Origin of the sequence: Lentzea sp. NPDC059081 (assembly GCF_042738015.1) — a bacterium.
Lineage (GTDB): Bacteria > Actinomycetota > Actinomycetes > Mycobacteriales > Pseudonocardiaceae > Lentzea.
On record NZ_JBHYGW010000032.1, the window covers coordinates 25,049 to 37,764 of the forward strand.

15 protein-coding genes are annotated in these 12,716 nt (G+C 68.6%); 2 read left to right on the forward strand and 13 right to left on the reverse strand.

Features of this window, described 5'->3' with window-relative positions:
* Positions 1-90: 90 nt before the first annotated feature.
* Positions 91-1,275, forward strand: coding sequence for a cytochrome P450 (locus ACFWV3_RS39425; protein ID WP_382419042.1), 1,185 nt, complete (start codon positions 91-93; stop codon positions 1,273-1,275).
* On the opposite strand, the gene ACFWV3_RS39430 is transcribed toward ACFWV3_RS39425, so the two are convergent.
* The 13 genes from ACFWV3_RS39430 to ACFWV3_RS39490 all read right to left on the reverse strand — a co-directional run bounded on the left by ACFWV3_RS39430 (position 1,272) and on the right by ACFWV3_RS39490 (position 12,232).
* Positions 1,272-2,243: a glycerophosphodiester phosphodiesterase gene (locus ACFWV3_RS39430; RefSeq protein ID WP_382419043.1), complete on the reverse strand. Its 972-nt coding sequence runs from the start codon at positions 2,241-2,243 to the stop codon at positions 1,272-1,274. The genes ACFWV3_RS39425 and ACFWV3_RS39430 overlap by 4 nt on opposite strands.
* A 24-nt stretch (positions 2,244-2,267) precedes the next feature.
* The gene (locus ACFWV3_RS39435; RefSeq protein ID WP_382419044.1) at positions 2,268-2,453 is read right to left on the reverse strand and encodes a DUF397 domain-containing protein; all 186 of its coding nucleotides are present in this window, start codon (positions 2,451-2,453) and stop codon (positions 2,268-2,270) included.
* 14 nt (positions 2,454-2,467) lie between these two features.
* On the reverse strand, positions 2,468-3,280 hold the full coding sequence (locus ACFWV3_RS39440) for a helix-turn-helix domain-containing protein (RefSeq protein WP_382419045.1): 813 nt from the start codon (positions 3,278-3,280) through the stop codon (positions 2,468-2,470).
* A gap of 62 nt (positions 3,281-3,342) precedes the next feature.
* The gene (locus tag ACFWV3_RS39445) at positions 3,343-4,248 is read right to left on the reverse strand and encodes a DUF4328 domain-containing protein (protein ID WP_382419046.1); all 906 of its coding nucleotides are present in this window, start codon (positions 4,246-4,248) and stop codon (positions 3,343-3,345) included.
* 2 nt (positions 4,249-4,250) lie between these two features.
* On the reverse strand, positions 4,251-4,589 hold the full coding sequence (locus ACFWV3_RS39450) for a rhodanese-like domain-containing protein (protein WP_382419047.1): 339 nt from the start codon (positions 4,587-4,589) through the stop codon (positions 4,251-4,253).
* Positions 4,590-4,647: 58 nt separating this feature from the next.
* Positions 4,648-5,403 carry a hypothetical protein gene (locus ACFWV3_RS39455; RefSeq protein ID WP_382419048.1) on the reverse strand — a complete coding sequence of 252 codons (756 nt, stop codon included), beginning with the start codon at positions 5,401-5,403 and terminating at the stop codon, positions 4,648-4,650.
* A complete protein-coding gene (locus ACFWV3_RS39460) occupies positions 5,403-5,894 on the reverse strand; it encodes a SigE family RNA polymerase sigma factor (RefSeq protein WP_382419049.1) in 492 nt (163 codons plus the stop codon). Before ACFWV3_RS39460 ends, ACFWV3_RS39455 begins: the two co-directional genes overlap by 1 nt.
* A 121-nt stretch (positions 5,895-6,015) precedes the next feature.
* Positions 6,016-7,611, reverse strand: a complete 1,596-nt coding sequence (locus tag ACFWV3_RS39465; RefSeq protein WP_382419050.1) for a cation acetate symporter — start codon at positions 7,609-7,611, stop codon at positions 6,016-6,018.
* On the reverse strand, positions 7,608-7,958 hold the full coding sequence (locus ACFWV3_RS39470) for a DUF485 domain-containing protein (RefSeq protein WP_382419051.1): 351 nt from the start codon (positions 7,956-7,958) through the stop codon (positions 7,608-7,610). Before ACFWV3_RS39470 ends, ACFWV3_RS39465 begins: the two co-directional genes overlap by 4 nt.
* 257 nt (positions 7,959-8,215) lie before the next feature.
* Positions 8,216-10,015 carry a cation acetate symporter gene (locus ACFWV3_RS39475; RefSeq protein ID WP_382419052.1) on the reverse strand — a complete coding sequence of 600 codons (1,800 nt, stop codon included), beginning with the start codon at positions 10,013-10,015 and terminating at the stop codon, positions 8,216-8,218.
* 1 nt (position 10,016) lies between these two features.
* Complete coding sequence (locus tag ACFWV3_RS39480) at positions 10,017-10,445, reverse strand: hypothetical protein (RefSeq protein ID WP_382419053.1); 429 nt, start codon at positions 10,443-10,445, stop codon at positions 10,017-10,019.
* On the reverse strand, positions 10,442-11,299 hold the full coding sequence (locus ACFWV3_RS39485) for a LytR/AlgR family response regulator transcription factor (RefSeq protein ID WP_382419054.1): 858 nt from the start codon (positions 11,297-11,299) through the stop codon (positions 10,442-10,444). Before ACFWV3_RS39485 ends, ACFWV3_RS39480 begins: the two co-directional genes overlap by 4 nt.
* A 72-nt stretch (positions 11,300-11,371) precedes the next feature.
* Positions 11,372-12,232 carry a S49 family peptidase gene (locus tag ACFWV3_RS39490; RefSeq protein WP_382419055.1) on the reverse strand — a complete coding sequence of 287 codons (861 nt, stop codon included), beginning with the start codon at positions 12,230-12,232 and terminating at the stop codon, positions 11,372-11,374.
* Between the two features lie 92 nt (positions 12,233-12,324).
* On the opposite strand from ACFWV3_RS39490, the gene ACFWV3_RS39495 reads away from it, so the two are divergent.
* Positions 12,325-12,492: a hypothetical protein gene (locus ACFWV3_RS39495; protein ID WP_166048541.1), complete on the forward strand. Its 168-nt coding sequence runs from the start codon at positions 12,325-12,327 to the stop codon at positions 12,490-12,492.
* Positions 12,493-12,716 lie beyond the last annotated feature (224 nt).

Here is a 12,716-nt window from a genome sequence, read left to right on the forward strand (position 1 = left end):
AACCAGGAACGTTAGCTGCTGCACAACAATTTGAGTCATCAATCAAATTGACGTGGACGAAACGCGGATCGCGACTTACCGTCCCGCCTTGTGACGTTCGACCAGCGCGATCCCGCGTTCATCGCCGACCCGTACCCGGCCTTCGCCGCCCTGCGCGAAGCCGGTGAGGTGCATCACCACGAGCAGATGGGCGTCGCCGTCGCCGTGTCGCACGCGGCGTGCTCCGCGGTCCTGCGGCACCGGTCGCTGGGCCGCATCTGGTCGGACGTGAAGCCGGTCGAGCAGTTCATGGCGTTCAACCTCCTGCACCGCAACTCGCTGCTGGAGAACGAGCCGCCCACGCACACCCGCCTGCGCCGCCTGGTCGCCGCCGCGTTCGGCCGCGGCCACGTCGAGCGCCTGCGCCCGTGGGTCGCCGACCTCGCCGATCGCCTGGTCGACGACCTGGTCGCGGAGATCAAGGACAAGGGCCAGTCCGACCTGCTCGCCCACGTCGCCGCGCCGCTGCCGGTCGAGGTGATCGCCGAGCTGCTGGGCGTGCCCGGCTCCGACCGCCACCTCCTGCAGCCGTGGTCGAACGCCATCGTGAAGATGTACGAGTACGGCCTGCCTCCCGAGCAGCAGGCGATCGCCGAACGCGCCGCCGCGGAGTTCGTCGCCTACCTTCGCGAACTGATCGCGTTGCGCCGCGTCTCACCCGGCACGGACCTCGTGTCCGACCTCGTCGCCGTGACGGACACCGACGGCGCGAGACTCACAGAGGACGAGCTCGTCGCCACAGCGGTGCTGTTGCTGATGGCCGGCCACGAGGCCACGGTCAACGTCATCGGCAACGGCGTCTACGCCCTGATGCAGCACCGTTCGCAGTGGGAGCGCCTCTCCCCCGAACTGCTGCCCACGGCCGTCGAGGAGCTCATCCGCTACGACTCGCCGTTGCAGCTCTTCGAACGCACCGCCACCGAACGCGTCGAGATCGCCGGCCACGTCATCGAGCCCGGCGAGAAGATCGCCGCACTGCTCGGCGCCGCCGCCCGCGACCCGCTGGTCTTCGAGAACCCGGACAAGCTCGACATCGGCCGCGAGAAGAACCAGCACCTCGGCTTCGGCATGGGCATCCACTACTGCCTGGGCGCGCCGCTCGCCCGCATCGAGGTGGAGGCCGCGCTGTCGTCGTTGCACCGCAAGCTCCCCGGCGCCGTGCTGGCCGAGGAGCCGAACCGGCGGGCGGAGTTCGTGATCCGCGGCCTGCACTCCCTGCCGCTCGCCACCGACTAACGCGCCGGGTACCTGCGCGGCAGCTCGAACCCGCGCTCCCGCAACACCTTCCGCAACCGGTCCGGGTAGTCGGTGATCAGGCCGTCGATCCCGGTGTCGATCACCTCGTGCATCCGCGGCACGTCGTCCACGGTCCACGGGACGACGACGAGCCCCTGCCGGTGGGCGTCGGCGACGAGCTCCTTGGTCGTCATCGTGTGCACCGGGGACAACGCCTTGGCACCGAAGGACTTCACCGCTTTCGCCACGCTGCCACCGAAGTCGGCCAGTTCGAGACCACCGGTCCACGGCGAGCCGGGCACCAGCATCTCCGGCTGCGTCAACGCCACCAGCGGAATCCGCGGCTCGACCTGGCGCATCCGCATCAACGTTCCCCAGTCGAACGACTGGATCGTCACGTTGGGCAGGAACCCGGACCTGCGGATCTCGTGGACCGCCCGCTGCACGAACTGCTCGCGCGGCGCGGTCTCCTGCGGCGCGGCGGCCTCGACCTTGGTCTCGACGTTGAAGCGAATGCCCCACGCCTTGCGGTGGCGCACCAGGTCGAACAGCTCGGCCAGCGTGGGCATCTTCGCGCCCGGCGACAGCTCCTGGTCCGGGTACTGCGACCACCGCGTGCTGCCGCAGTCGAGCGTGCGGACCTGCGCGAACGTCAGGTCCTTCACGTACTTGCCCGCGTACGGGAACTCGGGGTCACCGGGGAACGCGGGCTTGGTGTCCAGGCACTTCGCCGGGTTCGTCTTGCGGTCGTGGGTGATGACCTCACGACCGTCCTTCGTGATCTGGAGGTCGAGCTCCAGCGTGGTGACACCGAGGTCGAGCGCCTTGCCGAACGCCTTGAGCGTGCTCTCGACCGTCAGCCCGATGCCGCCGCGGTGCGCCTGAAGGTCGAAGGTCTTCTGGTGGTGCGCCTGGGCAACGCCGGTCGTGGCCATCGCGATCACCAGAGCCCCGATGAGTGTCCGCATGCCCTCCAACCTGGCAGCCGCGGGTCAGGCCTGGAAGCCCCTCAGGAAGAACGCCCACTGAACAGCGGAGAACACGAGCGTGCCGGCGTCGGGGTTCTTGGAGTCGCGGACACCGACGGACGGGCCGACATGGGCAACTTCGACGCAGGCGGAGTTGTTGCCCCCACTGCTCCGGCTGCTCTTCCGCCACTCCGCCCCAGAAAAGTCCACAGTGGACACCGCTTTCACTCGGCGAGGATCCGCTCGATCAGAGCGACCGACTCGTCGGGGCTGAGCGCCTCCGCTGCCAGTCGACCGAAGACCAGGTTAGCGCCACTCACCTGCTCGGAATCCTCGATGTGAATCGACCCTCCGGTGCCGTACTCGACGTAGAACACCTCCGGGTCCTCGGGATCGGGGAAGTCCAGGATGATGAACGAGCCGGACATCGCGATGTGCAGAGTCGACGTGAGGACCTGGATCTTCACGGTGGGCATGGCGGCCGCCCGCACCAGGTGGCGGAGCTGTCCGCGCATGATCTCGGGGTCACCCACCAGCCTGCGCAGCGCGTGCTCGTCGATGACCACGTGCAGGAAGAGCGGGTTGTCCTCGCTCATCAACCGCTTCTGCCGGATCTGCCGGACCTCGACCTGGTTCTCGAACGCGTTCCCGTGGGTCGCGAACAGTGCGCGCATGTAGTCCTGGGTCTGCAACAAACCCGGGATCAGCGCCAAAGCGAACTCCCGGACCGACGCGGCCTCTGTTTCGACGTCGAGGTACCCGTGATCCTTGATGCCGAACGGGGTCCACCAGCCACGTCTGGCCGCCTCGCGGATCTCGTCCAGCAGCTCGGGGTCGTACGCGTCGTACACGTCCATGACCGAACGCCCGAAGTGAACGTCGACACGGGTCTCGCCCGCCTCGATGCGGTAGAGGGCCTGGACGTCCTTGTCCAGCGCCTTCGCCGCCTCCTGGATGCTCATCCGGGCGCGCAGGCGCAGCTTCCGCAGCTTCTTGGCCAGCTTGCGGCGACGGAAGGGCGGGTGGCGCTTGCGCATGCCTCGATGATCACGATGGAAATCCTCGAAGTGAGAATCTCACGAAAGATCACTCCAACGAGCTACCGCGGCGAACCGGAAGCCCGCACCGCGCGCAGCGGCGGTTCGGGGGCGTCCTTCACCTCGACGACGCGCATGAGGCGCACCGAGGCGGCGTCGACGGGGAGCAGCAGCGTGGTGATGCGGCGAACCACCAGGGCGGTCGTCACGGCCACGCCGGCCAGCACCAGGTCGCTGAGCGCGTGCAGCAGCACGCCGTCGGCCAGTGCCTGCGTGCTGTCGCGGAACGACCAGAGGACCTGCACGACGAACAGCAGTGCCGAGCCCACCCACAGGCCCCACCACCAGCGCAGGAGCTTGGAGGGCGCGGGGCGTTCGTCGGCGGGGCGGCGGGCCACGGCGTGTTCGAGCTCGGCCAGGACCGAGCCGGGCACGACGAGGTTCATGCCGGGCACGACCAGGCCGATCAGGGCGTCGCGGTCGGAGCGGGACGGGCCGTAGCCGACGAGGGTGGCGGCGACGTTGCGGGCGCGGCGCACCCACAGGAGCATCAGGACCAGCGACAACGCGCAGCCCGTGATGGTGATCGCCGCGGACGACACGACCATCGCGTCCGACGCGTTGACCACGCCGGCCGACAGGGCGCCGAAGCGGCTCATCGCCACCAGCACGTAGCGCCAGACCTCGGACAGCGCGCCCCACACCGCCACGGCGCCGAGCAGCCACAGCGAGTTCTGCGCGGTCCTGCCCAGGCGGCGGACGCCGTCGACCGAGTCGCCCTGTTCGACGGTGCCGGGCACCGCCGTCGGCCAGCGCCACGCGAGCAGCGGGAAACCCCAGCGCGGCGGGACGGGGTAGTTCGGCGGACCGCCGTAGCGGAGCCGCTGCGACCGGGACCGGGGCTGCGGGTACGAACCGGGCGGCGGGGTCGCCACCCAGTCCACGCGCATCGGCTGCAGCGGCTGCACGATCAGATGACCTCGGGTTCCATGCCGTCGGCGCCGCCCTCGAGCGGACGACCGGCGGCGTCCCAGTGCTGCATGCCGCCCTCGACGTTGACGGCCTCCCAGCCGTTGGCGTTGAGGTACTGGGTCACGCGGGCGGAGCGGCCGCCTGCCCGGCACACGACGTAGAGCTGCACGTCGTTCGGCACCTCGCCGAGCCGGCCGGTGATCTCGCTCATCGGGATGTGCAGCGCGCCGGGCGCATGGCCCGCGTCCCACTCGTCCTGCTCGCGCACGTCCAGGAGGACGGCGCCGTCGGGCAGCTGGGCGGGAACGTCGGCGATCTCGACGCTGGGAACAGTCACCCCCTGATCGTGCCATGCCGGAGGTTGCACGCACGTGAACCTCCGGCACGGATCCACCTCAGGGCGCTTCCGCGACGGCGGCCCCGAGAGCCACGAGTTCCCCTTCGGTCATCGGCAGCCCATCCTCGCCCGCGCCGTGGACCTGGTCGATCCGGAACGTGCGGCCGTCGACCCGGAAGGCGAACAGGCTCTGGCTGAACGGGCCGGGTTCGTACAGCTGGAACACCGTGCCGTTCAGCTTGATCGTGCGGCGTGGTGGGCTGCACCCACCCGTTGCGTACAGGGCCTTGTCGGCTGCCGCGATCGGATCGCTGTCGAAGCGCCCGGTCGTGAACTGCAGGTAGTTGTAGCTCTGCTCGGTTACGAGGCCGACGCGGTACACCTTCGCCGACTTCTCCGCGGCCGCTGCAGGATCCTGCGCGTCGACCGATCTGCCCGGCGTCATCGCCTTCGCCGCGTTCCGCCAGGTCTGCATCTGCTGCACCGACAGCACGTCGCCGGAGTGGGCCAGGGTGGGCCACGGGGACTCGTCGCGGGCGCAGGCGCGGTCCGGCCGCCGCGGGTCGGCCACAGCTCCCGGTGCCGGTGTCGCCCGCGGCCAGTCCACCGGGCCGGCCAGGACAGGCCGCGGCTCGGACGGCCAGGCGACGGCACCGATGCCGACCACCGCCACGACCGCCAGCACGCTGCCCGCGATCCCCGCCCGACGCCTCAGGACTCTGCGCCTGCCTAGTGCGACCACGTCGTCGAGCCGGGTCGTCGGTGGTGGCACGGGCACGTCGAGAGCTCCGCGCAGCTCGTCTTCGATCCTCATCAGGCACTCTCCGCGTTGAGCGGCTCGCCGTACGCCTCGCGGAGCGCCGCCAAGCCCCTTGCCGACTGACTCTTCACGTTGCCCGTCGAACAGCTCAGCTCCGCGGCCGTCTGCTCGATGGACAGGTCGTGCACGTACCGCAGCACGAGCACGGCCCGCTGTTTGGGCGGCACCCGCTGCAACGCCTGGTGCAGCTGCGAGTCGGGCTCGCCGAAGCCGCCGCCGACGCCGCGTTCCGGCACCTCGGCGACGGGGTGTTCCCGTCCTCTGACCCGGCGTTTCCCGTCGAGGAACAGCCTGGTCAGAATCGTGCGGACGTAGGCGTCCGCGCTGTCACGTCGCACGCGTGGCCACTTCGCGTACGCCTTCACGAATGCGTTCTGCGCGAGCTCCTCCGCCTCCGACCAGTCGCCGCACAGCGCGTAAGCCGTGCGGCGGGCCCAGTCGAACCTGCTCGTGAAGAACTCCGAGAACTCCTCGTCCCGTCGCACTCCGGTCCCCCAAGCTCTGCCGCGTCCCCGTTCAGTACGCAGTCGGGCCGCCCGGAGTTGCACGCACGCGAAAACGGGCCGCCCCTCGTGAAGGGACGGCCCGTATCCGGCAGATACCGCGCTAGTGCGCGATGGCCTTCTCGGCGCCCGCACCGGTGAGGGAGCGGACCTCCATCTCGGCCTGCTTGGCGGGGTCGGCCTGGTCCTTCGAGAGGATCGTGCCGAGGTAGCCGAGCAGGAACGCGATCGGGATCGAGACGATGCCGGGGTTCGACAGCGGGAACAGGTCGAAGTCGGCGTTCTTGAACATCGAGGTCGGCGTGCCGGAGACGGCGGGCGACAGGATGATCAGGGTGATCGTCACGATCAGACCGCCGTAGATGCTCCACAGCGCGCCCGAGGTGTTGAACCTCTTCCAGAACAGCGAGTAGAGGATCGTCGGCAGGTTCGCCGAGGCCGCGACCGCGAAGGCCAGTGCCACGAGGAACGCCACGTTCTGGCCGTTGGCGACGATGCCGCCGCCGATGGACACGAGACCGATGACGATCGCGGTGATGCGGGCGACCTTCACCTCGTCGGTCTTGCTCTCGCCGCCGTTGCCCTTCTTGATCACGTTGGCGTAGATGTCGTGGGCGAACGACGCCGACGCCGTGATCGTCAGACCGGCCACGACCGCGAGGATCGTCGCGAACGCGACGGCCGCGATCAGGCCCAGCAGGATCGGGCCACCCAGTTCCAGCGCGAGCAGCGGGGCGGCCGAGTTGGCCTTGCCGGGAGCCGCGTTGATCTTGTCCGGGCCGACGAGCGCGCCGGCGCCGTAGCCCAGGACCAGCGTGAACAGGTAGAAGATGCCGATCAGCCAGATCGCCCACACGACCGAGCGACGGGCTTCCTTCGCCGTCGGCACGGTGTAGAAGCGCATCAGGATGTGCGGCAGGCCCGCGGTGCCGAGCACCAGTGCCAGCGCCAGCGAGAGGAAGTCCAGCTTGCTGGTGCCGGTCTTGCCGTACTGCAGGCCGGGGCCGAGCAGCTTCTCGCCGGCCTTCGGAGCGGCGTCGACAGCGGCACCGAGCAGGGACGAGAGGTTGAAGCCGTACTTGCCGAGCACCCAGAGGGTCATGACGCCCGCGCCGACGATCAGCAGGACGGCCTTGATGATCTGCACCCAGGTGGTGCCCTTCATGCCGCCGATGAGGACGTAGGCGATCATCAGGGCGCCGACGACCGCGATGACGATCGCCTGGCCGCCGGTGCCCGTGATGCCGAGCAGCAGGGCGACGAGACCACCGGCACCGGCCATCTGGGCCAGCAGGTAGAAGAACGACACGGCCATCGTCGACGTGGCGGCGGCCGCGCGGACCGGGCGCTGGCGCATCCGGAAGCTCAGGACGTCGCCCATCGTGTACTTGCCGGTGTTGCGCAGCAGCTCGGCGACCAGCAGCAGCGCGACGAGCCACGCCACCAGGAAGCCGATCGAGTACAGGAAGCCGTCGTAACCGTTGAGGGCGATGGCGCCCGCGATGCCGAGGAACGACGCGGCGGACAGGTAGTCACCCGCGATCGCGATGCCGTTCTGCGGACCGGTGAACGCGCGACCGGCGGCCAGGTAGTCGGCGGCGGTCTTGTTGTTGCGGCTCGCCCGGATGACCACGAACAGCGTGATCAGGACGAAGACGCCGAAGATGCTGATGTTGAGGATCGGGCTGGACTCGTTCACTTGCCGGCTCCCTCGATGTCCTCGCGGAGCTTCTCCGCCAGCGGGTCGAGGTTCTTGTTGGCGTGCCGCACGTACAGCGTCGTGATGACGAACGTCGACACGAACTGCAGCAGGCCGAAGATGAGCCCGACGTTGATGTTGCCGAACACCTTGGTGGACATGAAGTCGTGCGCGTAGTCCGCCAGCAGCACGTACAGCACGTACCACGCGAGGAACAGGCCGGAGACGGGGAAGACGAACTTGCGCAGACGGCTCTTCAGCTGCGCGAAGTCGTCACTTGCTTGGACGTCGGCCCAACGCTGTGCGTCCGGGGCCGACTCAGACGGGGTGTGTTCGACGCTGCTCACAGTCCCCTCCTCGCGGTACTCGTCGTAGGTGTCAGCAACGTGACGTGCACGTAATGCCTCCTGGTGCGGTCCGTTCTTGGTCGAGAACCGTATGGAGACTTGAGTCACTCAGGTAAGGCTCCGTTCGTGCCGTTGCGCCCAGCAGTCGGGTGATGCGACGAACGGTAGGTATGCGGAGACGAACAGCACTCTGCGTGACCAGATTCACCGTTCACCGATTCGAGTGACCATTTTCACCCATTTGAAACGGTGACTACTCACCGTGCGCGACCGGCTCCTCTGCGCTTGTCCTCGGCCAGCCGGGCCTTCTCCTCCGCGGTCCCGAACCGGGCGATGTCGCGGTCGCGGATGAAGCCGAGCGGGTCTGGCGCGTGCAGGCGCAGCAGGATCTGGTTGACGTCCGCGGGCGCCCGCCTGCGGGTCGCCTTGCTGACGACGATCATCGTCGCGAACGCGAGCGGAACCGTGATCAGCGCTGGTTGGGTGATGAAAGCGGGCGCCCAGCGGCCGGTGTAGGCGCTGACGACGCTCAGGATCTGAGCCGTGATGACCATGCCGCCGCCGACCGTGAGACCGCACACGGCGCCCACCCACGTGAGGCCGCGCCACCAGATCCCGAGGACCAGAAGCGGGCAGAAGGTCGACGCGGCCAACGCGAACGACATCGCCACCGTCAGTGACGCGTCGGAGCGCGGGAGGACCATCGCGAGGCAGATCGCGACGACGCCGGTGAACACGGTCGCCCACCGGAAGTCACGAACCTTGCCCGGCAGGATGTCCGTCGAGACCACCCCGGCGACCGACACCACGAGCCCGGAGGAGGTCGACAGGAACGCCGCGAACGCGCCCGCGGCGACGATCGCGCCGAGGATCTGGCCGCCGAGGTTCGGCACCATCGTCTCCGGCAGCATCAGCACCGCCGCGTCGGTCTTGCCGTTCACGAGCAGCTGCGGCAGGTAGAGCCGGGACAGCACGCCCAGCACCGTCGGGAAGATGTAGAACAGTCCCAGCAGGTAGAGCACGTGCAACGCCGTGCGACGGGCCGCCTTGCCGTCCGGGTTGGTGTAGAAGCGGACCAGGACGTGCGGCAGGCCCATCGTGCCGAGGAACGTCGCGAAGATCAGCGAGTACGTCCTGATCAGCTCGGACACGCCGCCGGTCTGCGGGTGCGTCCAGTCGAAGTTGGTCGTCGGCGAGCCCTCGACCACCGGCACCGGGCTGCCCGCGTCGAACTCCAGGACGGTGCCGGGCGTCAGCTCGTAGACGCCGCGGCTCCAGTACACCGGCCCGTCCGCGTCCCTGCCGTCGATCCGGCCGTGCACCCGCAACCGCAGCGGCTCGTCGACGCGGACCTTCACCACCTGCTCGGCGACGGTGATCCGTTCGGCCTCCGGGAACCGGACCACGCCGTTGTCGCTGATCGGCTGCGTGCCGCGGTCTGGCGAGGCGAGGAACACCACGAACAGCACGAACGTCGGCGCGGCGATCGCGAAGAGCTTGCCCCAGTACTGGAACGCCTGCACCAGCGTGATCGCGCGCATGCCGCCGCCGAGCACGTTGACGACGACGATCACCGTGACGATCAGGCCGCCGAACCACGGCGACAGCCCGGTGATCGTGGTGAGCGTCAGGCCGGCGGACTGCAGCTGCGGCACCAGGTACAGCACGCCGATGCAGACCACGAAGAACGTGCTGAAGTGCCGGACGTTCGCCGACCCCAGCCGTGCCTCGGCGAAGTCGGGCAGCGTGTACGCGCCGGACCGCCGCAGCGGTGCCGCGACGAACAGCAGCAGCGCCAGGTAGCCCGCGGTGAAGCCGACCGGGTACCAGAGCGCGTCGACGCCGTCCTTGAGCACGAGCCCGGCGACACCGAGGAACGACGCCGCGGACAGGTACTCGCCGGAGATCGCGGCGGCGTTGCGGGTGGCGGGGATCGCCCGGCGCGCCACCAGGAAGTCCGGCGTCGTGTTGGCCTTGCGGGACCCCACGTAGCCGAGCAGGAACGTCACGCCCGCGACGAGGACGATGGCGGTGAGGCTCCAGATGGTGGCGTTCACGTCAGCGGTCGACCATGTTCACGAAGTCGCGCTCGTGCCTTTCGGCCTGTCTGCGGAACACCCAGCCGACCGCGTAGAGGATCGGGAAGGGAGCGAGACCGAGCACGAGCCAGGGGACGGGGATGCCGAGCACCTGCAGGTCCCCGATCTCGGGGAAGGCGAAGAAGGCGACCGGCAGCAGGCACATTCCTACCAGCACGGCGAACGCGAGCCCGAAGGCGGACTTCAGCTGCTGCCGGATGAGGTCGCGGACCAGCTTCTCCCCGACGCTGGTCTGCTCCTCCAGCTCGATGATCGTGCGTAACGCCTTGCCCTGCTTCTTGGTCGAGTCGGCGAGCACGACCCGGCGCCGGCGCGGCTTGCGGGCCTGCTCACCGAGCCAGGCCTCGCGGGCGGCCTGCTCGGGCTTTCCCGCGTCGTGCCTGCTCACCAGCCGCTCTTCGGCGGTCGCACGATCCGTTCCTTGAGCTCCTTGGTGTGCCGGCGGCTCACCGGGAGCTCCTTGGCGCCCTCACCGGTGCCGATGACGACCGCGTAGCCGTTCGCCGTCATCCGCAGCTCGCTGACCAGCGGCAACGCGACGAGGTACGACCGGTGGATGCGCACGAACCCCGCGTTGGCCCACCGCTCCTCGAGCTGGGCGAGCGGGATGCGCACGAGGTGGCTGCCGTCCTGGGTGTGCAGGCGGGCGTAGTCGCCCTGCGCCTCGACGTACCGCACGGACGCGCGCGGCACGAGCTTGATGGTGCCACCGAGCTCGACGGGGATGACCTCGTCGTCGGTCGGTTCGGCGGGGTTCTGCGCCGTCTGGGCGGTCTGCGCGGACGGGGCCGCGGTGCGTCCCACCCGGTCGGCGACCCGGGAGATCGCCTTGAGGACGCGTTCCTCGTTGATCGGCTTGTTGATGAAGTCGAGCGCGCCGACGTCGAACGCCGTGACGAGCGCGTCGCGTTCCTCCACGCCCGTCACGAAGACGAGGGCGGGCGGGTACCGGAACGCGCTGAGCACCCGTGCGAGATCCATGCCGGACAAGCCGGGCATGTTGATGTCGGCGAACACCGCGTCGACCGGCGGCAGGCCGGCTTTGGTCCTCGCCATGACCTCCTGCTCGTAGTCACCCCTCAGGATGCGCAGCGCCTCGGCGGCGTCGAAGGCCGTGAGGACGCGCCGGATGTGAGGACTGCTCTCGAGCAGGAACTTGATCTCGCTCAGGCCGGGAGCCTCGTCATCGACTGCGAGGACGAGGAGACCGGCGTTGTCTTGGGTACTCACTGTGTCGGGCATCTTGCCCACCAATGTGCAGTCGTGTCTACGCCGGGGTCGGGCTCGACACGCCCTGCGAAACCGAACTGATGCTCACAGCCCGAATCGGGACCAGCGAGCACGTTCCTCGACACTCGCCAGCACCTGTGCCACGAGATCGCCCGATCGGGTGGAAGTGCTTGCCAGCCCGAGCTTCGCGAGCAACGGCTTGCGCGGCTCGGCCACCGTCAGCTCGGCGTCCGGGAACCGCTTCGCGATGACGCTGCGGATCGTGCCGATGCCGTCGATCAGCCCGAGCTCCTGAGCCTTCGCGCCGGTCCAGATCTCACCGCTGAAGAGGTTCTCGTCCTGGCTGAGCTTCGCGCCGCGACGTTCGACGACCCACTGCTTGAACTGCTCGTGCAGATCGGAGTGCAGCGACTTCAACCACTCGACGTCCTCGGGCTTCTCGGCCTGGAACGGGTCGAGCCGCACCTTGTTCTCCCCGGCCGTGTAGACCCGCCGCTCCACACCGGCCTTGTCCAGCAGCCCGTTGAGCCCGAAGCCCGAGCTGACCACGCCGATGGACCCGACAAGACTCGTGCCGTGCGCATAGATCTCGTCACCGGCGCACGCGAGCCAGTAACCGCCGGACGCCGCCACGTCCTCGCAGAACGCGAGCACCGGCACGTGCTTCTTGGTGGCGAGCTCCCGGATCCGCTCCGCGATGAGCGCGGACTGCGTGGGAGCACCACCGGGCGAGTTGATGAGCAGTGCCACGGCGATCAACCGCTCGTTGTCGAACGCGCGGTTGATGGCCGACTCGACGTTCTGGAGGCTGATCGTGTTGCGGGCGACCGGCGAGGACTGCGGGGTGATGACCCCGTGCAACCGCACCGCGGCGACGACCGGAGGCCGCTCACCCCGGTCCATGACCCTCGGAAGACGGGCCGCGATCTTGTCCGTGACGCTCATGCACTCGACAGTACGTGCGTTTCGCGGTCACGCGGGAGCCGAGATGTGCGGAGGTTGCTCCCGCGTGACCTTGAACACGTAGTGTTCGGCGGGTGACGTTCAACCCGATCCGCTGGCTCGAACGCTACGTCGAGTGGTGGGACGACCGGGGCCGGCAAAACGCCGCCGGGCCCACGCCCATGCACATTTACTGGATGTGGGTCAGCTGGAGCGTGTGCGCCGTCGTGCTGATCACGACTTTGGCGGTGGCGGCGCGCTGACCAGTGGTTCGTTCTTCAGCACTTGCAGCTGGAGAAGCCCTTCGCGGTGCACTTGATGCAGACGCGGACGCGTTCGGGTGCCTGTGGTTCGTGCAATTGATGTTGCCTTTACTCGCGGCCGGCATCTGTTGGTTCAAATACCGGCGTTCATTGGTCACCACCACAATCGGCAGGGTTGTCGGCCGGGTTGAGCCATGGTTGCGCACGCAAGTTGACTCGTGGGT

What these genes read in the sequence shown, in the direction of transcription:
- ACFWV3_RS39430 (WP_382419043.1), bottom strand. Translation starts at nt 2,243, where the DNA reads ATGCGGACACTCATCGGGGCTCTGGTGATCGCGATGGCCACGACCGGC.
- ACFWV3_RS39440 (WP_382419045.1), bottom strand. Translation starts at nt 3,280, where the DNA reads ATGCGCAAGCGCCACCCGCCCTTCCGTCGCCGCAAGCTGGCCAAGAAG.
- ACFWV3_RS39455 (WP_382419048.1), bottom strand. Translation starts at nt 5,403, where the DNA reads ATGAGGATCGAAGACGAGCTGCGCGGAGCTCTCGACGTGCCCGTGCCA.
- ACFWV3_RS39485 (WP_382419054.1), bottom strand. Translation starts at nt 11,299, where the DNA reads ATGCCCGACACAGTGAGTACCCAAGACAACGCCGGTCTCCTCGTCCTC.
- ACFWV3_RS39490 (WP_382419055.1), bottom strand. Translation starts at nt 12,232, where the DNA reads ATGAGCGTCACGGACAAGATCGCGGCCCGTCTTCCGAGGGTCATGGAC.